This window comes from Bordetella sp. H567 (genome assembly GCF_001704295.1).
Classification (GTDB): Bacteria; Pseudomonadota; Gammaproteobacteria; order Burkholderiales; family Burkholderiaceae_B; genus Bordetella_C.
In genome coordinates this window covers 2055658-2078059 of the sequence record NZ_CP012334.1, presented here as the reverse complement: position 1 = coordinate 2078059, position 22402 = coordinate 2055658, and the positions used below count along the sequence as shown (strand labels likewise).

The window sequence follows — 22402 nt, the reverse complement described above, 5'->3', positions numbered from 1 at the left end:
CCATGGTCTTTCCCGCATCCCGACACGGCGATCCGGACGGTGGAGCATTCCGACACAGCAATCTTACCGGGTACGTGTAAAGTGGTCGCCACACGCGCAGTTCCCTTACAGGAGACCCGATATGAAGCCACGCGTCGCAATCGTCGCGCCCGGCGCCATGGGCAGCGCCATCGGCCATCGGCTGAACGAACACGGATTCCACGTGCTGACGTCCCTGATCGGCCGCAGCGATGCCAGCGTGCAGCGCGCACGACGATGCGGCATGCATCATCGTCCCGATGGGGAATTGGCGCACGCGGACATCTTCCTGTCCATCGTCCCGCCGGCCGAGGCCATCGGTCTGGCCCGGCGTTTCGCCCCCCTGTTCAAGGAGCACGGCCGCGCGCCGGTCTACGTTGACTGCAACGCCGTCAATCCGCGTACCGCGGAAGAGATCGCGCACATCGTCCTGGACAGCGGTGCGGCCTTTGTCGACGGCGGCATCATCGGCGGCCCGCCGCGTCCGGCGACGCCCGGCCCTGCCCTGTATTGTTCGGGCCCGGCCGCGGCGGCCGTCACCGCGCTGCGCGAGGGCAGCTTGCGCGTCCGCGTGCTGTCGGAAGAACTCAGTGCCGCGTCCGCGCTGAAGATGTCCTATGCCGGCATTACCAAAGGACTGGTGGCGCTGGCATCGACGATGATGCTGGGCGCATCGCGCAACGGCACCGCGCAGGCGCTGTACGAAGAACTGGCTGAAAGCCAGCCGCATCTGCTGAAGCATTTCTCGCGCACCGTGCCGGACATGTTCGGCAAGGCCTATCGCTGGGTGGCCGAAATGGAAGAAATCGCCGCATTCCTGGCACCCGACGAATGCGGCCAGCGCTTCTTCGAAAGCGCCGCGCGCCTGTACGAAAGGCTGGCCCGCGACGATGGCGCGGGCCGTGCGGATATCGACGCCCTCAGCGCCTTTCTTGCGCAGGAATCCCGCCCGTCGCCGGCTCAGGCGCCCCGCGTATCCACATGACGGTGCAAGGCGGCCGCCCATTGCAGCAAGGCCGCGTCGGTATCCGGGCGGCCTATCCACTGCACGCCCACGGGCAAGCCCAGTTCGCCGGCGGCGGTGGGCAGATGGAGACAGGGCCAGCCCAGCAGCGACCATATCCGGTTGAAAACCGATGAGCCCGTGCTGGCCAGGCCCGCCGGCGCCTCGCCCGGCGCGCTGGGCGCAACGATGAAGTCCACGTCGGCCAGTTCGGCCAGCCAGCGCGATGCCAGCCGCGCACGCAGGTGCTGCTGGCCGACGTAGGTATCGTGGTCGATGGCCAGGCCCGCGCGTACCGCCTCGCGCATCGTCTCGCTGACCCGCTGCGCGCGCGTCCGCACGATGGGCAGCATGCCGCGCGCCATCTCGTAGCGCATGACCTTGGCATGCACGTCGAGCAGCACGCGCATGTCCGCATCCAGGTCCGGACGCACGATCGTGGCGCCATGGGCTTCCAGGCCGGAGATACAGTCGTGCAGCGCCGCCTGCGCGGCCGGGCTCAGCCTGCCCAGCGTCTCGCAGCCGAGCAGCGCCACCCTGGGGCCGCGGCCCGCCACCGCGGCCGGCTGGGCGCCCGGCATCAATACCGAGGCGACGGCGATCGTTTCCGCGACGGTCCGCGTGAACCACCCTATCGTATCGAGCGACTCGCAAAGGACCTGCATGCCGGCGCGATGCACGCGTCCGAACGTGGGCTTGTAGCCCACCACTCCGCAGAAGGCGGCGGGACGGATGACGGATCCCCCGGTCTGGGTGCCCAGGGCCATGTCCACCATGCCCGCGCCAACCGCCGCGGCGGATCCGCTGGAGGAGCCCCCCGGCGTATGCGCGGGCCGGTGCGGATTGCGCGTGGCCCCGGGCACGGTGGAGGCGAATTCGGCGGTCACCGTCTTGCCGACGGGAACCGCGCCCGCGTCGCGCAGCTGCGCGACGCAGGCCGCATCGAATACCTTCAGGTCGCCTTCCATCGCCTGCGCGCCGCAGCGGGTCGGCATGCCGGCGACATCGATGATGTCCTTGACGCCGAAGGGCATGCCCCGCAGCACGCCGCCGTTGCCGGCACGGTCGCCGTGGCCATCGCCATCGCGTGCCAACGACGCGGGGTCGACATGCCACACAAAGGCCTGTATCTCGCCATCCCGCGCGGCGATGGCCTGCAAGGCCTGGCGGGCACGGCGCGGGTCGATCCGGTTATCCGGGTTGGACGCGTTGGACATCGGCGTGGCGCCCTAGCCGAAATTGGCCGCGCGATGCGGCACGTAGGCTTCTTCCAGGCGGCGCACTTCATCCGGTGACAGTTTCAGGTCCAGCGCCGCCACGGCGTCCACCAGGTGCTGCGGCCGGGACGCCCCGATGATGGGCGCGGTCACCATGGGCCGCTGCAACAGCCAGGCCAGCGCGACCTGCGCGCGCGGCACGCCGCGCCCGGCGGCCACTTCGCCCACCGCCTGGACCACGCGCCGATCGGCGTCCTGCGTATCGCCATACAGGCGGGCCATCGTCTTGTCGCTTTCCGTGCGCGAGGTGCCCTCCTGCCAGTCGCGCGTCAGCAGGCCGCGCGCCATCGGACTCCAGGGCACCACGCCGATGCCCTCGGCCGCGCACAGGCGCAGCATCTCGTTTTCTTCTTCGCGGTACAGCAGGTTGTAGTGGTTCTGCATGCTGGCGAAGCGCGTCCAGCCATGCAGGTCGGCCGTGTACAAGGCCTTGGCGAACTGCCAGGCGTACATCGACGAGGCGCCGATATAGCGGGCCTTCCCGGCCTTGACGATGTCGTGCAGCGCCTGCAGCGTTTCCTCGATGGGCGTGTGGTCGTCCCAGCGATGGATCTGGTACAGGTCGACGTAATCCGTGCCCAGGCGGCGCAGGCTGTCGTCGATTTCCCGCATCAGGTTCTTGCGCGACAGGCCCCCGCCATTGGGCCCCTTGCGCATCGGGTAGTACACCTTGGTGGCGATGACCACATCGTCGCGGTCGGCGAATTCGCGCAAGGCGCGGCCGACGATCTCCTCGCTGGTGCCGTCGGAATAGCTGTTGGCCGTATCGAAGAAATTGATGCCGGCGTCCAGCGCCTGGCGGATCAGCGGGCGGGCCTCGGCCTCGTCCAGCGTCCATGGGTGCGTGCCGCGATCCGGCACACCGTAGGTCATGCACCCCAGGCACAGGCGCGACACCTGCAATCCCGTTTTGCCCAAACGCACGTATTCCATCGCATCGCTCCTATCACCGCACCGCCACGGGGTATACCTGTGCGGGCCGCAGGGTTATCCATCGTCCAGAACGAACCGCATCATAGTGCCGTTGGACGATAATGGCAGCTTCCCATCGCTGCCCCGCCGGCATTCCATGTCTTCCCCCTCTTCGTCCACGTCCGCGCGCCCTTCCCTGACGCCGCGCGGCAGCATTGCCACGCTGCGCGCGCTGGGCCCCTATCTTTGGCCCGCGGGTCGCAACGACCTCAAGTTTCGCGTCATCGCGGCCGTCGTGTGCCTGTTCGTGGCCAAGGCCGCCACGGTCTATATCCCCATCCTGTACAAATCCGCCATCGACGCGCTGAACCACGGCGCCGGCGGTGGTCCCGCCGCCCTGCCGGTGGGGCTGATCCTCGCCTATGGGGCGGCGCGCATCCTGTCGCTGCTGTTCTCCGAACTGCGCGACGCCATCTTCGCGCGCGTCGGCCAGCATGCCGTTCGTGAAGTCGGCCTGCAGGTCTTCCGCCATGTGCACGCGCTGGCCCTGCGCTTTCACCTGGGCCGCCATACCGGCGGCCTGACGCGGGCCATCGAACGCGGCACGCGCGGCATCCAGACCCTGCTGCAGTACCTGCTGTTCAACGTGCTGCCCACCCTGTTCGAGATCGCGCTGGTCTGCGTGCTGCTGTGGCGCATGTTCGACGTCTGGCTGGCGTTGGCGACGGCCGTGACCGTGGTGCTGTACCTGGCGTATACGCTGGCGATCACGGAGTGGCGCATCAAGTTCCGCCGCCGCATGAACGAAACCGATTCCGAGGCGAACACCAAGGCCGTCGAAAGCCTGCTCAACTATGAAACGGTCAAGTACTTCGGCAACGAGGAACACGAGGCACACCGCTACGACGTGTCGCTCAAGCAGTACCAGCGCGCGGCGGTGAGCAGCCAGGTCAGCCTGTCGCTGCTCAATATCGGCCAGGCCGTCATCATTTCGGTGGGCCTGACGCTGGTCATGTGGATGGCCGCGCGCGGCATCACGCGCGGACAGTACACGCTGGGCGACTTCGTGCTGGTCAATACCTATCTCCTGCAGCTCTACGATCCGCTCAGTTTCTTCGGCTTCATCTATCGCGAGGTCAAGCAGTCGCTGATCGACATGGAGCGCATGTTCGAACTGATGGGAGAAGACCGGGAGATCCAGGATCCACCCGGCGCGCCTGCCCTGCGCATCGCGGGCGGTCAGGTGGAATTCCGGGGCGTGACCTTCGGCTACGACGCCCGCCGCGCCATCCTGAAAGGCGTGGACTTCACCATCCCCGCGGGCAAGACGCTGGCGGTGGTGGGCCCGTCCGGCGCCGGCAAATCGACGCTGGCGCGCTTGCTGTTCCGCTTCTACGATGTCGGCGGCGGCGCCATCCTGATCGACGGCCAGGATATCCGCCAGGTCACCCAGGCCAGCGTGCGCGCCGCCATCGGCATCGTGCCGCAGGACACGGTGCTGTTCAACGACACCATCCGCTACAACATCGCCTATGGCCGTCCCGGCGCCAGCGATGCGGAGGTCGAAGCGGCCGCGCGCATGGCGCACGTGCATACGCTGGTGATGAACATGCCCGACGGCTACGACACCGTGGTCGGCGAGCGTGGCTTGAAGCTTTCCGGAGGGGAGAAGCAGCGCGTGGCCATTGCCCGCACCCTGCTCAAGCGGCCCGCCCTGTTCGTGTTCGACGAAGCCACGAGCGCGCTGGACACCCACACGGAGCGCGAAATCCAGGCCAACCTGCGCGAGGTCAGCATCGGCCGCACCACGCTGATCATCGCGCACCGCTTGTCCACCATCGTCGACGCGGACGAAATCATCGTGCTGGGCGATGGCCGCGTGGTCGAACGCGGCACGCATGCCGCGCTGCTGGCGCGCGACGGCATCTACGCCGGCATGTGGCACCGGCAGCAGCGCAGCGCCGCGCGCGAAGCCGGCAAGCTGGAGGCGGACGCCGATACGGCCGATACGGAGCCAGCCGCCTGATCCGGCCGAACGGTCAGGGCAGGTCTTGCACCGTATCGATGTCGCGCAGCACACCGGGATCCGCGCACGGCAACTCGTACACGCCATGCCGCTTGAGCAGCGCGCGGGCGCCTTCGTCGCCGTCCAGCGCCGCCAGCTCGGGCAACAAGTCCCACGCGAAAGCCACCGGGTGGCCCCGGCGTCCGTCGTGGACCGGTGCCGCGATGCGCCGCGTGCGCGCGGCCTCCTGCACGGCCCGCAAGGTTTCCTGCGTGACCCACGGCATATCGGCCAGCGCCACCAGGCAGCCGCGCGGCGGCGGCATCGCCACGCCGCCGGGCGTCCATCGCGCGCCATCCCATGCGCGCATTACTTCGCGCGCGGCACACGCGAGGCTGGCGCCCATGCCGCGCGCCGCATCGGCCGTCTCCAGCAACACGCAGCCGGACGACTCCAGCACCTGCCGCAACACCGGCGTGCCGGCGCGCACCACCGCGATCACCGCGGGCAAGGCCTGCCGAAGCGCGCCGGCGGAGGCCTGCGCCACGGTACGCCCATCGGGCAATACGGACAGTAATTTGTCAGCCTCGGCATGCCCCGCCGACGCGCGAAACCGCTCGCCGCGCCCCGCCGCCAACAAAATTCCCACAAACCCGTTTCCCAAGCGCTCGATCGGTACTATGCTCATCCGCGCAGTGTACTCATCCAGTCGTTCATCTGCCTGCGCCACGCAGGCCGCCTATCCCGTGAGGTCCATCATCCATGGCAACACTGACGATCAACGGTAAACAGCATAGCGTCGATGTCCCCGACGACACACCCATACTCTGGACCTTGCGCGACGTCGTGGGGCTGACCGGCACCAAGTTCGGCTGCGGCATGGCGCTGTGCGGCGCCTGTACGGTGCATCTGGACGGCGAGCCCATCCGGTCCTGTGTCACACCGGTGTCCTCGGCCATCGGCAAGCAGATCACCACCATCGAAGGCATGGCCGCCGACGCCGTCGGCAAGAAGGTCCAGGACGCCTGGGTCGCCATCGGCGTGCCGCAATGCGGCTATTGCCAGGCGGGGCAGATCATGTCCGCCACGGCCCTGTTGAAGGCCACGCCCGCGCCCAGCGATGCGGACATCGACAGCGCGATGAGCGGCAACATCTGCCGCTGCGGCACGTACACCCGCATCCGGGCCGCCATCAAGCAGGCGGCCGGCGGAACGGCCCCGGCGCCCGCCCACGCATCCGCGCCGGCCGCCGAAAGCCAGGCGCTGGCCATGGCGGACCAGGATCACGACAAGGGGAGGACCGTCCAATGAGCGCGCATCCCCGCACCGCCGTGCCGCCGTCATCCCTCCTGTCGCCGGGCCGCCGCGCCCTGCTGAAAGCCGCGGGCGCCGCCGCCGGCCTGGCGCTGATAGGCGGCCCGTCGGGCGACGTACTGGCAGCCGATACCCGCAAATACGGCGTCGACGGTTTTCCCGGCGGCGCCGTCGACGATCCCACCGTCTTTGTCCACATCGGCACCGACGGCATCGTCACCATCATGGCGCTGCGCCCCGAGATGGGCCAGGGCGTGCGTACCGGCCTGCCCGTCGTCATCGCCGACGAGATGGAGGCGGACTGGAACCACGTCCGCGTCGTGCAGGCCCCCGGCGACCAAGGCAAATACGGCAACCAGAACACCGACGGCTCGCGCAGCACGCGCCACTTCTTCGCCCCGATGCGGCGCGTCGGCGCGGCCGCGCGCGGCATGCTGGAAGCCGCCGCGGCCAGTACGTGGAAGGTGCCGGTGCAAGAGGTCCAGGCCCACAACCACCAGGTCGTGCATGCGAAGACCGGCCGCAAGCTGGGCTATGGCGAGCTGGCGCAGGCCGCCGCCGGCATGCCCGTGCCCAAGGGTGACGCGGTACGCCTGAAATCGCCGGCGCAGTTCCGCTATATCGGCAAGCCCGAGGTGCGCAATATCGATGGACGCGATATCGCCACGGGGAACACGCACTACGGCATCGACACGCGGCTGGATGGCATGGTGTACGCCGTCATCGCGCGCCCCGGCGTGCTGGGCGGCAAGGTCCGGCACTACAGCGCCGACGCCGCGCTGAAGGTGCCCGGCGTCATCAAGGTGGTGGAGATCGCCCCGACGCCGCTGCCCGCGCAGTTCCACCCCCTGGGCGGCATCGCCGTCATCGCCTCCAACACCTGGGCCGCGATCAAGGGCCGTGCAGCCTTGCAGATCGAATGGGACGACGGCCCCAACGGCAGCTACGATTCCGAAGCCTACAAAGCCCACCTGCGCGACCTGGTGCAAAAGCCCGGCAAGGTGGCGCGCAACGACGGCGATGCCATGGCGGCCCTGGCCTCCGCGCCCAGGCGCGTGCAGGCCGAGTACTACCTGCCCCATCTCGCGCACGCCACCATGGAGCCCCCCGCCGCGGTGGCCCGCATCCAGGACGGCAAGTGCGAGGTCTGGGCCTGCGTGCAGGCCCCACAGGCGACCGCCGACATCGTCGCCCAGCACCTGAAGATCAAGCCCGAAGACGTCAAGGTGAACATCACCCTGCTGGGCGGCGGCTTCGGCCGCAAATCCAAGCCGGACTTCGCGGCCGAAGCCGCGCTGCTGTCGCAGGCCATGGACGGCAAGCCCGTCAAGGTCACCTGGACGCGCGAGGACGACCTGCGCAACGATTATTTCCACACGGTCTCGTACGAGCACCTGGAAGGCGGCCTGGATGCCAGCGGCAAGGTCGTGGCCTGGCTGCATCGCAGCGCCGCGCCCCCGATCGCATCCACCTTCTCGTTGCAGGCCAAGGGCGAACAACCGTCGGAACTGAATATGTCCGCCGTCAACCAGCCCTTCGATATCCGCAACATGCGGGTCGAGGCGCCGGAAACCGAGGCGCACACGCGTATCGGCTGGTTCCGCTCCGTGTCCAACATTCCCCACGCCTACGCCGTGCAGTCCTTCATCGCCGAAATGGCGCACGAAGCCGGACGCGACCACCGCGACTTCCTGCTGGAGCTGATCGGCCCGCCGCGCAAGGTATCGCCGCGCGCGCTCTCCGACGACACCAACTACGGCGAATCGCCCGACCGCTATCCCGTGGACACCGGCCGCATCCGCCGGGTCATCGAACTGGCCACGCGCGAAGCAGGCTGGGGCAGCCGCAAGCTGCCACCCGGCCATGGGCTGGGACTGGCCTACGCATACAGCTTCGTTACCTACGTCGCCATGGTGGTGGAAGTGGCCGTGGGCAAGGATGGCCAGCTCAGCGTCAAGCGCGTGGACATCGCCGGCGATTGCGGCCCGCAAGTCCAGCCGGACCGCATCCGCGCGCAAGCGGAAGGCGCATGCATCATGGGCTTGAGCCTGGCCACGCAGGGCGCGATCACGTTCAAGAACGGCCAGACGGAGCAGACCAACTTCCACCAGTACCAGGTGGCGCGCATGCCGGAGACCAACATCGACATCCGCGTCCATCTGGTCCCGCATGGCTATGACGTGCCGCTGGGCGGTGTCGGGGAACCTTTCCTGCCGCCGTTCGCTCCGGCCTTGTGCAATGCCATTTTTGCCGCCACCGGCACGCGCATCCGCACGCTGCCGATCGGCGACCAGTTGCGCGCCACCTGAACGGCGCGCGGCGGGAGCGGGCCTGACGGCGCCGCTCCCGGGCGCGGCCGGTGGTGCGCTGACGGTCCCACGGCCTCCGCCGGCGCGCGCCGCTTATTCCGGCAAGTGATCCGGAATGCCGTTCTCGTCCACGGCCTTCACGGTCGCCAAGGCGTTGCGCGCGGCGGACATGGCCTCCACGCCGCTGCGGAAACGGCGCGACAAATAGATCTCGAAGGTCTGGGCTTCGCCCTCTTCTCCTTCCCTGCGCGTTTCCATGAAGGCCCGGGCAGGTTCGCGTCCCTGCGGCGGGATGGAGTACGCGTACACGCTATAACCGTTGATCAACCTGGGAGTCACCGCTGCGCTCCTTGTAGGGGAGCCGGCTGGCGCCGGCGATGGCGCGCAGCATCGCAGAATTTTATATATTTCGCAAGAATTGAGAATAAATAGAAACATAGAGGGACGCATGCGCGTCCCGGGTGGTGCGTGCCGGAAGTCCGTGTCCAGTCTCCGCCTTCGACCTAGCGCCCGCGGCGGGCGATCGTCCCTTCAGTCCCGGACATCGCACCCGGGACGACGCCACCCGGCAAGGCCGCATAGCAGGCCGCCAGGTGATAGGGCGTGGTGGACGGCATATCGGCGCGGGCCACCTGGCCTTGCGCATCCAGGCACTCGTACCAACCGCCCGCATGCAGGAAGCGATCGCGGAAGTGGCCCAATTGCCTCGCCAGGCGGCGCAGGGACGCTTCGTCGCCGCGCAGGGCCAGGCAGCGCGCGTACTCCGTCTGCGCCCAGATCCGTTGCGTGGCGTCGAGCACCGCGCCCTGCAGGTCCAGGCTGGCGCAGACGCCTTCCACGCCCGGCGCCACGCCATGCCGCTGTGCGTAATCCACGGCGTGCACCACCGACGTCGCCAGCGGGGTGTCCTGGAAGACATCCAGGCCGCCGCGCACCAGCGCATACCATTCGAACTGGTGTCCGGGCTCGATGCGGTTGGCCGGCTCGCGCGTCGGCAGTTCGCATATGCACTGGGTAGCCGTATCCGTGAAATGCAGCGACATGCCGTCCGCGATGCGTCGCAGCGCGTCCTCGTACCAGGCCGCATCGCTCGCCGCGCGAGCAGCCAGGTAGGCCTCCGTCAGGTGCATGATGGGGTTTTGCAACGGGCCCTGCCGGGGCGTCGAGCCATCGTCATCCAACTGCGCCACATACAGGCCGCCACCCCGGCCGAAGCGCGCTTCGATCAGCGCCGCCGTATCGCCCATGGCCTGCAGCGCGCGTACATCGTGGGATCGCCGGTAATACGCCGCACAGGCAAACACCACGAAGGCATAGGTGTACAGGTCGTGATGCGTCTCCAACAGCGCCGCATCCGGCCCGATGCTGTAGACCCAGCCGCCGGCCGGATGCCGGAAGCGCCGCAGCAGGGACTCGAACAGGCGCTGCGCATGCGCGGACGAATCCGGCGCGTCGCTCACGGAGAAGACGAACAGCTGTCGCGCGCAGGCCATGGTGCGGTAGCGCTGCGGCGGCAAGGGCCGCCCATCCGCGCTGGCCAGGGATTCGTATGGCAGCGCGAGCGCGGCGTTGAAGCCCTGCGTCAGCCACAGGGGCAGCACGACCTCGTCGTAGTGCGCCCGCAGCCGCGCCACGATGGCCGCCAGGTCGGCGTCATCGGCCCCGTTTCGCGCGGCCGTCATGATGCGGAATACGGCCCGGTCGATCCCATGTGCAGCGCCAGCCGGCCCTTGTCCGTGACGACGGGTGTCCCGGATGCATCGAGTTCGATGCAGCGCAGGATCACCAGCGCGTCGATGAAGCGCTGGGGAACGGGTTCTGCCGTGTCCGCCTTGCCGTCGGCGATAACCCCCAGCCAGTAGGCCAGCTCGCCCTGTTTGAATTGATGCAACGCCATGCGGCTGCCCTCCCTGCCGCCATGCCGGCGGAATGCCCTATTATCGTCCATCTCCTTCCACCCCCCTCATCAAGACCAGGCATGGACATCCTCACCAATACGTTCAAGCAGGCGCTGCGCGCGGGCAAGCCGCAGATCGCATTGTGGGCGGCGCTGGCGCATCCCTATGCCGCGGAAATCTGCGCCGGCGCCGGTTTCGACTGCCTGGTCATCGACGGCGAACATGCCCCCAACGAACTCCAGAGCACGCTCGCGCAATTGCAATCCGTGGCCGCCTATCCGGTCGCGCCTATCGTGCGGCCGCCATGGAACGATTTCGTGCGCATCAAGCAGATCCTGGACATCGGCGCGCAGAACCTGCTGATTCCGATGATCCAGTCAGCCGATGAAGCCGCGGCGGCCATCGCGGCCGTCCGTTATCCCCCGGCCGGCATCCGCGGCGTGGGCAGCATGCTGGCCCGCTCCTCGCGCTGGAACCGCATCCCCAACTACCTCGCACGCGCCAATGACGAAATGTGCGTGCTGCTGCAGATCGAAACGCCGGCCGGCCTGGCGCAACTCGATGCGATCCTTGAAGTCGACGGCGTGGACGGCGTGTTCATCGGACCGGCGGACTTGTCCGCCAACATGGGCCACCTGGACAACCCGGGCCATCCCGATGTGACGGCCGCCATCGACGATGCCATCCGCCGCATCGTGGCATCGGGCAAATCGGCCGGCATCCTGCACACCGACCCGGACCGCGCCAGGCACTACCTGGCGCTGGGCGCGACCTTCGTCGCGGTGGGGATCGATGCCACGCTGCTGGCCCGCGCCGCCGAATCGCTGGCCGCCCGCTTCGAACGCGGCCCGCGGCACGCGCCCGCGCAGCACGGTCCGTACTGAATGCATAAAATAGCGCCCACACGCCGCATCGGAGGATTCATGCGTTTTCGTATTTCCCCTTGGGGATCAACCGGCCGAGGCAGTCGGCGCGGCATGGGAGCCGCCCTTCTCCTGAGCTCTCTGGCCGCGCTGGCGGCATGTACCGCCGCCACCGGGCCGATCATCCCCACGGGACAGCCGGGCCAATACACCTTGACCAGCCGCTCCGGCGGGCTGACGACATCATGGGTGCAGCTCAAGAGCCAGGCGCTGGATCGGGCGAAGGACTATTGCGTATCGCAGGGATTGAAGATGACCCACCCCGACGTCTCGTCCAATCACGCAACGGGATTGATGCGGCCGGAAACCTACGTCACCTTCAATTGCGAGCCCATCCCGCAGCCGAAAAAGGCCGAAGAAGACGGCAAGGGCGACCGGGCGCCGGCGCGCTAGAAGTTCTCATCGATCCATTCGCGCGCCCATTGCTCCGCGCCTTCGCGCGCCAGGCTTTCCGTCCGTATGCATGCCCCGGGGTACGGCGGGAAGGCAAAGCCGTTCACCGGGTGGCCGCCCTCGAGCATGGAAATGAAGATGCGCGTCTGATAGAGCCCGTCCTTCAGCGCTTCCACCCCGCATTCGATGATGAAGTTTTTGTACTGGATCATGGGCTCGCTCCGAACATGCCAGGGGGCAAGCGGCATGGCGCCGGAACCGCGTGCGGCTCGCGCGGGAAGCGCTTCCCCGCAACCCATGCCACAAACACCGGCGTCCACCCCGCCCATACGCCGGTCCCATCTGAAACTGAATACGCTAAATGCGCGCCCCGTACTATCGCACTGCATGAGGACCTTCGCCAAGCGCGGTATCGCTTGCAAATGCAAGCAAGCTTGACGGATAGGACGAGGGCCACGGATGGGCCGCGATCCGGTGGGGCCGGGCCGGGGACGGTGTCCTTTTGCCTAGACGCGCGCCCCAAGCCCGCGACGTGGCGCCGTCACTGCGCAAAAGCCGGAGTACGCGGGGAGCAAGCCGCATGGTGCGGCAGGACGGCAGGGCCGGCGGCCCTCCACCTTACGTATGCGACCGTAAGTTTGAGTACCGACCTGCTTTAGTCCCCACCCGCGTCATGCGCTCGAATGGCGCACGCCTGGGGTGCCACCGCCGCCCTTCCCCCTTCGGGCCGGGGCGCAGTCACGGCGCGTAGACCGTATGCACCGCTACGAGCCGCCGCGATAGGCCTTAATCCTTGCCGAGTTCGTGGCCTATCACGCCACCGACCGCCGCGCCGCCGACCGTACCGCCGTGCTGTGCGTGGTCTCATGGCCGATCACGCCGCCGCCCGCGCGCCGCCTACGGTGCAGCCACTCATCAGGGGAATGCCGCCGGCATCCAGGCACGCTGCATGCTCGCGTATCGACGTTGACGCGGTTCTGCCCTGCCGCATCGGCGTAACTGCACTCGCAGACTCACCAACGCCGGTGCCCATGCATCGCCCTTTCGGATTAATGTTTTCACTTGACGCGTAAATCCAACATGCGGGACACTTTCGCGCGAACCGTCACGGGTGCGACGGCAGGAACGGAGGAATTGGTGGTGCAGCATCTCGCACGCATGGCGAGTGGTATCGACGGACTCGACCGCATATTGAACGGCGGATTTGTCGAAGGCGCTTCCTATATCATCCAGGGCCGCCCGGGGGCGGGTAAAACCATTCTCTCCAACCAGATCGCATTCGCGCATGCCGCCAACGGCGGCAAAGTGCTGTATGTGACCTTGCTGGCGGAAAGCCATGAACGGCTGTTCCACGCGATGTCCACACTGGACTTCTTCAAAAAGGAAAAGCTGGGACAGGAGATCGCCTACGTCAGCGTCTTCCATGCCTTGCGCGAAGAAGGACTGGGCGCGGTGGTCAAACTGCTGCGGCAGGAAACCAAGCGGCACAACGCCACCCTGCTGGTCTTCGACGGCCTGCTCAACGCCCGCGAACGCGCCGAAACCGACCTGGACGTCAAGACCTTCGTGGCCGAAGTCCAGGGGCAGGCGGGCTTCGTCGGATGCACGGTGCTGTTCCTGACCAGCACGCGGCTGGACGACAGCAGCCCCGAGCACACCATGGTCGACGGGGTCATAGACCTGAGCGACGAAATCTTCGGCGTTCGTACCGTCCGCCAGTTGCAGGTCCGCAAATCGCGCGGCAGCGCCGCGGTCGGCGGCTTGCACCAATACGAGATCACGCAAGCGGGGGTCACCATCTATCCCCGGCTGGAAGCCGTCTCCTGGCCCCAGGTGCCCCCATCGCCCGCGATACTGGCGCAACGCGTCACCAGCGGGAACGAAGGCGTCGACGCGTTGATCGGCGGCGGCCTGCCACGGGGTTCCGTCACGCTGCTGGCGGGGCCCACCGGGACGGGCAAGACGACGCTTGGCCTGCATTTCCTTAGCGGCGGCGGGCCGGAAGAGCCCGCCTTGCACTTCGGTTTTTTCGAAACCTCCACGCTATTGCAGCGCAAGGCGACCACGCTCAATATCACCTTGCCGCTGGACCACCTGAACGTGCTCTGGACGCCCATGGCGGAAAACCTGCTGGACAAGCTCGGACACGAGCTGCTGGATCAGGTCTGCCACCACGGCGTGACCCGACTCTTCGTGGACGGCATCGGCGGGTTCGAACGCGCCGCCACGCACCGCCCCAGATTGGTGGAATTCTTCACCACGCTCACGAATCGCCTACGCGCCATCGGCGTGACCTCCATCTTTACCTGGGAGATGCGCGAGATCATCGACGAAAGCGTGGTCGCCCCGACGGACCAGCTGTCCGCCATGTTCGATAACGTCATCCTGCTGCGGCAAATCGTGCAGGATCATGACCTCAAGCGCACGATCACCATCCAGAAAATGCGCGACAGCGCGTTTGTGGCCAATACGCGCCTTCTGGAAATCACCAGCAAAGGGCTCCGTGTCGGCCCCAAGTTGGGAGCGCCCGCCGAGACGAATCCGTCGGCGGAAAATCTTGGCGGATCCTGACGATGACGGGTAAAGCGTCGGGAGGCCCCTCGCCATGGCGTTGATCCTCGTCGCCGACGACGAGATTCTGCTTGCCGAGATGCTGGCCGATCTCCTGGAGGACGCCGGGCACGAGGTGCTCACGGTCCCCCATGGCAAGGCCGCGCTCGAGGTCATGCAAAGCCGGCGTCCAGACCTCGTCATCACCGACTTCATGATGCCGCTGATGACGGGACTGGAACTGGCCGAGGCCATACGCTCGGACGGCGACATGCGCGAACTGCCGGTCATCCTCGTCACCGGCGCGCAAGGCCTGCTCGCACGCCAGAGCCCCAGCCTGTTCAGCGTCGTGGTGGACAAGCCCTTCGACCCCCGGCTGCTGCTCGCCGAGGTGGCCCGCCTGCTGCCCAAGCATTGAGTATTGGCGGGCGGGCTGGGCGTTGAATTTTCCACGCGATACCGGCTCCGTTTGCATCGATATCGACACAAAGCAGGATTATCCCTAAAGGGTGAGCAAGACTGTTTCACCTATACTGCGCCGGCCGCCCATTTGTTTCGTCTCGCGCATCGCGACAGAGCGAGGCGGCGGCAAGTCCTCATCCGACTCGGCGCGCCGCCCTTACCGCGCCTGATCTGGATGGCAACAACGCTGACGCCCCGGCTATCCGCCGCACGGCGTCACGGTTCTGGAGGCAGGCGCGAACACGCGCCGCTGCCTGGGAGAGGAGATGCAAGTCGATGAATAGCTTCCTGTCGAAGAAAGCCGCGCTGGGCCTCGCTACCGCGGGCATGGCAGCCGCTACCGCGCACGCCGCCGAAACCAATGTCCAGCTGTACGGCATCGCCGATGTCAGCGTCCGCTACCTGAGTACCGGCGCGGGCTACCAGCCAGACAATAGCCGCATCTCGATGGAAAACGGCGCCGTCACCAACAGCCGCTGGGGCTTGAAGGGCACGGAAGACCTGGGCAATGGCAATACCGCGTTTTTCCGCCTGGAAAGCGGCTTCAACGTGCAGGACGGCAAGCAGAGCGACCCGGGCCGCATGTTCAACCGGCAATCCTACGTCGGGCTGGACGGCGGCGACATCGGCGCCATTTCGCTGGGACGGCAGGACACGCCGCTGTTCACGATCCTGGGCGACACATTCGATCCGCTCACCGTGGGCAACTACGAGCAGAACTCCTGGTTGCCCGTAGCCATGTCCCGCGCGCGCAGCTCCGATTCCGTGCGCTACCGCAATAACAAGCTGGGCGGCTTCGACTTGATCCTGTCGTATGCCTTCGGCGACTCGTTCGAAGACCACAAGCTGGGCCAGCAATATGGCGGCACGCTCACCTACACCACGGGACCGCTCACCGTGGGCGGCGGCTACCAGTTCACCCGCGCGGATACCAACGCCGCCTATACGCAGCGCGTCTGGAACCTGAACGCCGCGTATCGCGTTTTCGACAATACCCGCCTCTTCGCCGGCTACTTCAACGGCCGCGACCAGACCGGTTTCGTGAATACCGTGATGGGCATCGCCGACGTGCCGGACAACGGCCTGCAGCGCAAGGACAACGGCTACTACGCCGGCGTGACCTGGCAGCCGATGGCCACGCCATGGACCTTCACCGGCGCGGCGTACTTCGATACCAGCAAGAACGTGATCCAGGAAGGCGACAAGGGCAAGCGCTATGCGTTGGTCGCCCTGGCCGAATACGCGCTGTCCAAGCGCACGCAGCTTTACGGCACCGTGGATTTCAACCACGTCTACGACGCGTCGACCGCAGAAATCGCCAGCGGCTCCAGTCAGCTTGGCGTGGCGACCGGTATCCGGCATATCTTCTGATCGGGCAAGGGCGCATACCGACCGCACGGTATATGCCCTTGCCGCGTGCCGATTTCCTGCACGCGACGCCGAAGTGGGCTTCATCCCCTTGGGCGTCTGCAGGCGCCTTTGCCCCGGCTTAGGCCGGCCTTGATCCCAGTGGCTGGACAGCCGGCCGCGCGCCGTGGGCCATCTGGTGCCGGAGGATTCCGCAACTTGAATGTCCACCAAAGGACAAAGGCTTAGATGATCGCTCATCTAAGCCTTTGTTTTTACTGGTCGGGACGGCGGGATTCGAACTCGCGACCCCTTGCACCCCATGCAAGTGCGCTACCAGGCTGCGCTACGCCCCGAAAGACCGAAAGTATATCAGATGTTATGAACGCGTGCGACGCTCAGTCCGCACCGCGCTTGGAAATGGAGGGGATGTCATCCCCGCGCTTGCCTTCCGTGCCATCTTCGTCCGTGCCTCGTTGGTTCGTGCTCGTGCCGTTCGCCGTCTCGCCACCCGTGCTCGCGCCACTGGCATGCCGACCCTTTGCACTGTGATCGTTCATGCTTGCACCCGCAGCGTCCTGCTTGATGCCGCCCAAAGCCTCGGCCAGTACGGACGACACGCCGCTCAGTTCCGTGCGCAGCGCCTGCATTTCCGCGCCGGTGAAACGCACGGCCGCGTCGTGGTCGTGGGGAGGCGCGTCGCGCGTATCGCCCAGGCGGTTGCGCGCGCCGCTAATGGTGAAGCCCTGCTCGTAAAGCAGCGAGCGGATGCGGCGTATCAGCAGCACTTCATGGTGCTGGTAATAGCGCCGGTTACCGCGCCGCTTGACCGGCTTCAATTGGGTGAATTCCTGCTCCCAGTACCGCAGCACATGCGGCTTGACGCCGCATAGTTCGCTGACTTCGCCTATGGTGAAGTAACGCTTGGCCGGGATCGGGGGCAGGACAACGGCAGGTTCTGGTCGAGTCATGGTGGGAACGTTAGCGGCATGGCCTGTGTGGCCCGGGACGCATCACGGCGGCGACGTGGCGCCTAGTCGGCCGCCGATGGCTCGGCGGGCGTCGCGGTGTTTTCGACGATGCTCTTTAACTTCTGGCTGGCGTGGAAGGTCACCACGCGGCGAGCCGCGATGGGGATGGTTTCCCCCGTCTTGGGATTGCGCCCAGGCCGGGGCGGCTTGTCACGCACCTGGAAATTGCCGAAACCAGACAGCTTGACGGAGTCTCCGCGCGCGAGCGCGTCGCGGATTTCCTCGAAGAAAGTGTCGACGATGTCCTTGGCCTCGCGCTTGTTCAAACCCACTCGTTCGAACAGAAGCTCCGCGAGTTCGGCCTTGGTCAATGTGCGTGGCTCGGAAAGCATGCTTTGTAATCCCCTCTTGTACCGCGCGCCTCAGGCGCGCTGGCGTGCGCCGTGGGCCTGGACCAGCCTGTCCCGCAGGCGTCCCAGGCAATCGGCAACCCGCGCCTCGTCCAGCGTTGCGTCAGTGTCCTGTAGCCAGAAGCGGAAAGCAAGGCTTTTTTCTTTAGCAGAATCATCGACTTGCGTCTTTTCTCGCCAGACGTCGAAGAGCTTTGCGTCCTGCACGATGGCCAGTTGAGGATCCTGCGCAATGGCCTGTGCGATGGTGTCCAGCATGGCCTGCGCGGGCAGCGCGGCATCCACCCACAGGGCCAGGTCGCGCACGACCACGGGCTGGCGCGACAACTCGCGCACCTGCGGCAGGCGGCCGTCCAGCACAGCCTCTACATCGACTTCGAACAGCACCGGGGCGTGGGCTAGCTCGGCCTTCTGCGCCCAGCGCGGATGCAGCTCGCCCAGCCAACCGATGGGCTTGCCGTCCAGCGAAATGCGGGCGCCGCGTCCGGGATGCAAGGCCGGATGCGTGGCGGCATCGAAACGCAGATCGCCGCCGCGCGCGCCGAACAGCGCCTGCACGTCCATCTTGACGTCGTAGAAGTCGACCTGGCGCGTCGGCGTGCCCCACTGTTCTTCCACATGCGGGCCCCAGGCCGCGCCGGCCAGCATCAAGGGCTGGCGCACGCCGGCCACGGACAGTTCGCCATCCTGCGTGGCCGCATCGCGGAAGAACACGCGGCCGAGCTCGAACACCCGCACTCGCGACTGTTTTCGATTGGCGTTGTGCACGATATTGGCCACCAGGCCGCCGAGCAGGCTGGAGCGCATCACCGCCAGTTGGCTGGCGATGGGATTCAGCAGCTTGATGGGATCGGCATTGCCCGCGTAGTCGCGTTCCCAATCGGCTTCGACGAAGCTGAAGTTGACGACTTCCTGGTAGTCCAGCGCGGCCATGTGGCGACGCACCGCGTGCGGGCTGCGCCGCGCCTCAGGGGGCACGCGCATCTTGGCCAGGGCCATGGGCGGCTGGTCGGGAATGCGTTCGAAGCCATGGATGCGCGCGATTTCTTCGATCAGGTCTTCTTCGATGAAGAGATCGAAGCGATACGACGGCGGCTCCACGACGACGATATCGTCCTGGATGGTGTGTGCCAGTCCCAGGCGCGTGAAGATGCCGGCCACTTCATCGCGCGGGATCTTGATCCCGAGCACGCGTTCGCAGCGCGACAGGCGCATGCGCACCAGCTCGCGCCGCGGCAGATTGACGATCTTGTCGTCGATGGGACCGCATTCGCCGCCGCAGATATCCAGGATCAAGCGGGTGATGATTTCCAGGTGCTCGGGAATGTTCTGGTAATCGACGCCGCGCTCGAAGCGATGGCTGGCCTCGGAGCTGAACTTGTAGCGCCGCGCGCGGCCCGCGATGGCCTCGGGCCACCAGAACGCGGCCTCGACATAGATATCGCGCGTGTCCAGCGTGACGGCGGTGGCATCGCCGCCCATGATGCCCGCCAGGCTTTCCACCGTATCGCCGGCGCTGATCACGCCGACGTCCTGGTCCAGGGCCACGGTCTGGCCGTTCAGCAGGGTCAGCGATTCGCCGGGCCTGGCCCAGCGCACCGCCAAGCCGCCGGATATCTTGTCCAGGTCAAAGACGTGGGTGGGCCGGCCCAGCTCGAGCATGACGTAGTTGGAAATATCCACCAAGGCCGATACCGAACGCTGTCCTGCACGCTCCAGGCGGGTTTTCATCCACGGCGGCGTGGCCGCGCGGGCGTTCACGCCGCGGATGACGCGGCCCGCAAAGCGGCCGCACAGGTCGGGCGCCTGGACCTCCACGGGCAGTACATCGGCAAGGGCAACCCGCACGGGTTCGGCGCCGGGCGCCCGCAGGGGCGAGCCGGTCAAGGCGGCCACCTCGCGGCCCACACCCAGGATGGACAGGCAATCGGCGCGATTGGGCGTGAGCTTCAGCGTGAACAGCGTGTCGTCCAGGTCCAGAAGCTCGCGCAACGACGTGCCGGGAACGCTGTCGGCCGGCAGCTCCAGCAGGCCCGCGTGATCCTGCGACAGGCCCAGCTCGCGCGCCGAACACAGCATGCCGGCGGATTCGATGCCGCGCATCTTGGCCCGGCTGATGTTGATGTCACCCGGCAGCTGGGCGCCGATACGCGCCAGCGGGACCTTCAGGCCGGCCGCCGCGTTGGGCGCGCCGCAGACGATCTGCAGGGGCTCGCCGGAGCCGTCGTCGACCTGGCACACGCGCAGCTTGTCCGCGTTCGGATGCGGGGCGATCTCGACGATGTGAGCCACCACCACGCCGGAGAACGGCGGCGCGGCCGTTTGCAGGTCTTCGACTTCCAGACCGGCCATCGTCAGGCGATGCGCCAGTTCTTCGGTGTCGATGGCCGGGTTGACCAGCGCGCGCAGCCAGGATTCGGGAAATTGCATGATCAGCCGTAGGTTATTCGTTGAACTGGCGAAGGAAGCGCAGATCGCCTTCGTAGAATTGGCGCAGGTCGTTCACGCCATAGCGCAGCATCGTCAGGCGCTCCAGGCCCGAGCCGAACGCAAAGCCGATGTAGCGCTCCGGGTCCAGCCCGAAATTGCGCACGACGACGGGATGGACCTGCCCCGCCCCGGAGATCTCCAGCCAGCGTCCGCGGTTGGGACCGCTGGTGAACATCATGTCGATCTCGGCCGACGGTTCCGTGAAGGGGAAGAAGGACGGGCGGAAACGCACCACCAGGTCGTCGCTTTCGAAAAAGCAGCGCAGGAAGTCGGTATAGACGCCCTTCAGGTCCGCAAAGGAGACGTCCTCGGCGATCCACAGGCCTTCGACCTGGTGGAACATCGGCGAATGCGTGGCATCGCTGTCGACGCGGTACGTACGGCCGGGCGCGATCACCTTGATGGGCGGCTTGTTCATGCGCGCATAACGCACCTGCATCGGGCTGGTATGCGTGCGCAGCAATAGCGGCAAGCCCTGCGCATCCTTCATATCCACGTAGAACGTGTCCTGCATGGAACGCGCGGGATGGTTTTCCGGATTGTTCAGCGCCGTGAAATTGGTCCAGTCGTTCTCGATCTCGGGCCCATCGGCCACGTCGAAACCGATGGAACGGAAGATGGCCTCCACGCGCTCCCAGGTGCGTATCACCGGATGGATGCCACCCACGCCGCGGCCACGGCCGGCCAGGGTCACGTCGATGGTTTCGGACGCCAGGCGCTGGTCCAGCTCGGCCTGCGCCAGTTCGGCGCGGCGCTGGTTCAGCAATTCCTCGATCTGCTGCTTGGCGCGGTTCACGCGCGCGCCCATTTCGCGTTTCTGTTCGGCGTCGAGCTGCGCCAATCCGCGCAGCATGACGGTCAGCGCGCCTTCCTTGCCGAGAAATCGCGCCTTGGTGTTTTCCAGGGCGGCGGCGTCGGGCGCGGCCGCGAATCGTTCTTTCGCCTGAGCGATCAGGTCATCGACCAACAGTGTCATGGCATCAGCCTAGGAAGCGCGGCGCGAAACGCGGCCGTCAAAAACGCAAACAGGGCCATGACAGCCCCGTTTGCAGCAATGCGCGATACGTCGAAAAACGATCAGGCGGACAGGGCAGCCTTGGCCTGTTGGACCACGGCGGCAAAGCCGGCCTTGTCGCGCACGGCCAGGTCGGCCAGCACCTTGCGGTCCAGGTCGATGGACGCCTTCTTCAGGCCGGCCATGAACACGCTGTAGGTGACGCCGTGCTCACGCACCGCGGCATTGATACGCGTGATCCACAGGGCGCGGAAGGTGCGCTTCTTGTTGCGGCGGTCGCGATAGGCGTATTGCCCGGCGCGCATGACCGCCTGCTTGGCGATGCGGAATACATTGCCGCGGCGGCCGCGATAACCCTTGGCGGCGTTGAGGACTTTCTTGTGACGGGCGCGGGCGGTAACGCCGCGTTTGACGCGAGGCATAGTGGATCTCCGTAATCTATCAAGCGAAAGGCATCATGGCCTTGACCGAGGCGACATTCGTCTCGTGAACCGCGGCCGAACCGCGCAGCTGGCGCTTGTTCTTGGTGGTTTTCTTGGTCAGGATATGGCGCTTGAACGCCTGACCCCGCTTGATCGATCCGCTGCCGCGAACCTGAAAGCGCTTGGCAGCGCTTTTCTTGGTCTTCATCTTGGGCATGATAGTCCCTTGCTTCCTTTCGGAGTGCCGTCCGTTGCCGGACGCAGGTTGATTAACATCATGGTCACGCAGGTGCTTGCCCGTGAATGACGCATCGCAAGCCTTCAGGCCGCGACACTCACCACGCGCAAGGCTTCGAGGGCCTTGGGCCACCCGGACCATTTGTGGGTACTGCTTGGGGTATTGCTCTGGCGGTACTACGCTCTTGGTACAAGGGCGTGCTTGATCTTGATACCTAATACGTACTACCTGTACTACCTGGTACTACCAGCGGTACGCGGGGTACTACGGTTTTCCCGCCGCGCCGAGGCACTGACGCCGGAAAGCCTTTGATTATATGGCTTTTTTAGCCCACTTGTCGAACCGTTCTGGACAGGGGGCACCATGCGCCCTCCCCTGCGGTGTCGCGGGGCCGCGACGCCGCCGCCCCGGCCGCCGGTGTTTGCATCTTCGAAACATCTTTTAC

Annotated in this window: 21 protein-coding genes, 1 tRNA gene and 1 pseudogene; 9 read left to right on the top strand and 14 right to left on the bottom strand. The window is 66.4% G+C overall.

The genetic code is table 11. The features are described 5' to 3' along the window. Window positions 1-121 precede the first annotated feature (121 nt). Entirely contained in the window at window positions 122-1003 is an 882-nt protein-coding gene (locus AKI39_RS09410) for an NAD(P)-dependent oxidoreductase (RefSeq protein WP_066634789.1), read from the top strand. Here AKI39_RS09410 and AKI39_RS09405 read toward each other — a convergent pair. Together AKI39_RS09405 and AKI39_RS09400 are read right to left on the bottom strand one after the other, a co-directional pair. After that, window positions 979-2238 carry an amidase gene (locus AKI39_RS09405; protein WP_066634781.1) on the bottom strand — a complete coding sequence of 420 codons (1260 nt, stop codon included), beginning with the start codon at window positions 2236-2238 and terminating at the stop codon, window positions 979-981. The genes AKI39_RS09410 and AKI39_RS09405 overlap by 25 nt on opposite strands. 12 nt (window positions 2239-2250) lie before the next feature. Next, window positions 2251-3231 carry an aldo/keto reductase gene (locus AKI39_RS09400; protein ID WP_066634780.1) on the bottom strand — a complete coding sequence of 327 codons (981 nt, stop codon included), beginning with the start codon at window positions 3229-3231 and terminating at the stop codon, window positions 2251-2253. A 136-nt stretch (window positions 3232-3367) separates the two neighbouring features. Between AKI39_RS09400 and AKI39_RS09395 the strand changes: the two genes are divergently transcribed. Beyond that, complete coding sequence (locus tag AKI39_RS09395; RefSeq protein WP_066634778.1) at window positions 3368-5236, top strand: ABCB family ABC transporter ATP-binding protein/permease; 1869 nt, start codon at window positions 3368-3370, stop codon at window positions 5234-5236. A gap of 13 nt (window positions 5237-5249) precedes the next feature. Here AKI39_RS09395 and AKI39_RS09390 read toward each other — a convergent pair whose 3' ends face one another. Then, window positions 5250-5864: a nucleotidyltransferase family protein gene (locus AKI39_RS09390; protein WP_235610778.1), complete on the bottom strand. Its 615-nt coding sequence runs from the start codon at window positions 5862-5864 to the stop codon at window positions 5250-5252. A gap of 113 nt (window positions 5865-5977) precedes the next feature. On the opposite strand from AKI39_RS09390, the gene AKI39_RS09385 reads away from it, so the two are divergent. Both AKI39_RS09385 and AKI39_RS09380 read left to right on the top strand, forming a co-directional pair. Beyond that, on the top strand, window positions 5978-6526 hold the full coding sequence (locus AKI39_RS09385) for a (2Fe-2S)-binding protein (protein ID WP_083228728.1): 549 nt from the start codon (window positions 5978-5980) through the stop codon (window positions 6524-6526). Continuing rightward, complete coding sequence (locus AKI39_RS09380; protein WP_066634771.1) at window positions 6523-8838, top strand: xanthine dehydrogenase family protein molybdopterin-binding subunit; 2316 nt, start codon at window positions 6523-6525, stop codon at window positions 8836-8838. Before AKI39_RS09385 ends, AKI39_RS09380 begins: the two co-directional genes overlap by 4 nt. Window positions 8839-8931: 93 nt before the next feature. On the opposite strand, the gene AKI39_RS09375 is transcribed toward AKI39_RS09380, so the two are convergent. The 3 genes from AKI39_RS09375 to AKI39_RS09365 all read right to left on the bottom strand — a co-directional run bounded on the left by AKI39_RS09375 (window position 8932) and on the right by AKI39_RS09365 (window position 10735). Continuing rightward, the gene (locus tag AKI39_RS09375) at window positions 8932-9177 is read right to left on the bottom strand and encodes a hypothetical protein (protein ID WP_066634769.1); all 246 of its coding nucleotides are present in this window, start codon (window positions 9175-9177) and stop codon (window positions 8932-8934) included. Between the two features lie 164 nt (window positions 9178-9341). Continuing rightward, window positions 9342-10520, bottom strand: coding sequence for an AGE family epimerase/isomerase (locus AKI39_RS09370; RefSeq protein ID WP_066634766.1), 1179 nt, complete (start codon window positions 10518-10520; stop codon window positions 9342-9344). After that, window positions 10517-10735 carry a hypothetical protein gene (locus AKI39_RS09365; protein ID WP_066642573.1) on the bottom strand — a complete coding sequence of 73 codons (219 nt, stop codon included), beginning with the start codon at window positions 10733-10735 and terminating at the stop codon, window positions 10517-10519. Before AKI39_RS09365 ends, AKI39_RS09370 begins: the two co-directional genes overlap by 4 nt. A gap of 81 nt (window positions 10736-10816) precedes the next feature. Between AKI39_RS09365 and hpaI the strand changes: the two genes are divergently transcribed. Together hpaI and AKI39_RS09355 are read left to right on the top strand one after the other, a co-directional pair. Further along, window positions 10817-11620, top strand: coding sequence for a 4-hydroxy-2-oxoheptanedioate aldolase (gene hpaI, locus AKI39_RS09360; RefSeq protein ID WP_066634764.1), 804 nt, complete (start codon window positions 10817-10819; stop codon window positions 11618-11620). A 93-nt stretch (window positions 11621-11713) separates the two neighbouring features. After that, a complete protein-coding gene (locus tag AKI39_RS09355) occupies window positions 11714-12052 on the top strand; it encodes a hypothetical protein (protein ID WP_066634760.1) in 339 nt (112 codons plus the stop codon). Here the strand turns inward: AKI39_RS09355 and AKI39_RS09350 are convergent. Further along, window positions 12049-12264: a hypothetical protein gene (locus tag AKI39_RS09350; protein WP_066634758.1), complete on the bottom strand. Its 216-nt coding sequence runs from the start codon at window positions 12262-12264 to the stop codon at window positions 12049-12051. The two genes, AKI39_RS09355 and AKI39_RS09350, sit on opposite strands and share 4 nt — an antisense overlap. Window positions 12265-13132: 868 nt before the next feature. Here AKI39_RS09350 and AKI39_RS09345 point away from each other — a divergent pair. The 3 genes from AKI39_RS09345 (at window position 13133) to AKI39_RS09335 (ending at window position 16435) form a co-directional block, all read left to right on the top strand. After that, entirely contained in the window at window positions 13133-14623 is a 1491-nt protein-coding gene (locus AKI39_RS09345) for an ATPase domain-containing protein (RefSeq protein WP_083228727.1), read from the top strand. A gap of 34 nt (window positions 14624-14657) precedes the next feature. Continuing rightward, window positions 14658-15020: a response regulator gene (locus AKI39_RS09340; RefSeq protein ID WP_066634754.1), complete on the top strand. Its 363-nt coding sequence runs from the start codon at window positions 14658-14660 to the stop codon at window positions 15018-15020. 320 nt (window positions 15021-15340) lie between these two features. Then, window positions 15341-16435, top strand: a complete 1095-nt coding sequence (locus AKI39_RS09335) for a porin (protein WP_066634752.1) — start codon at window positions 15341-15343, stop codon at window positions 16433-16435. A gap of 255 nt (window positions 16436-16690) precedes the next feature. On the opposite strand, the gene AKI39_RS09330 is transcribed toward AKI39_RS09335, so the two are convergent. The 7 genes and pseudogenes from AKI39_RS09330 to rpmI all read right to left on the bottom strand — a co-directional run bounded on the left by AKI39_RS09330 (window position 16691) and on the right by rpmI (window position 21936). After that, a tRNA-Pro gene (locus tag AKI39_RS09330) sits at window positions 16691-16767 on the bottom strand. A 207-nt stretch (window positions 16768-16974) separates the two neighbouring features. Next, window positions 16975-17382, bottom strand: a pseudogene (locus tag AKI39_RS09325) (MerR family transcriptional regulator); the annotation flags it as partial. 62 nt (window positions 17383-17444) lie between these two features. Continuing rightward, window positions 17445-17774 (bottom strand): integration host factor subunit alpha, encoded by a 330-nt coding sequence (locus AKI39_RS09320; RefSeq protein ID WP_066634751.1) that lies wholly within the window; start codon window positions 17772-17774, stop codon window positions 17445-17447. 30 nt (window positions 17775-17804) lie between these two features. After that, complete coding sequence (pheT, locus tag AKI39_RS09315) at window positions 17805-20222, bottom strand: phenylalanine--tRNA ligase subunit beta (RefSeq protein WP_066634750.1); 2418 nt, start codon at window positions 20220-20222, stop codon at window positions 17805-17807. 13 nt (window positions 20223-20235) lie between these two features. Further along, window positions 20236-21258: a phenylalanine--tRNA ligase subunit alpha gene (gene pheS / locus AKI39_RS09310; protein ID WP_066634747.1), complete on the bottom strand. Its 1023-nt coding sequence runs from the start codon at window positions 21256-21258 to the stop codon at window positions 20236-20238. Window positions 21259-21359: 101 nt separating this feature from the next. After that, complete coding sequence (gene rplT / locus AKI39_RS09305; protein WP_066634744.1) at window positions 21360-21719, bottom strand: 50S ribosomal protein L20; 360 nt, start codon at window positions 21717-21719, stop codon at window positions 21360-21362. Between the two features lie 19 nt (window positions 21720-21738). Further along, complete coding sequence (gene rpmI, locus AKI39_RS09300; RefSeq protein ID WP_006387997.1) at window positions 21739-21936, bottom strand: 50S ribosomal protein L35; 198 nt, start codon at window positions 21934-21936, stop codon at window positions 21739-21741. Window positions 21937-22402 lie beyond the last annotated feature (466 nt).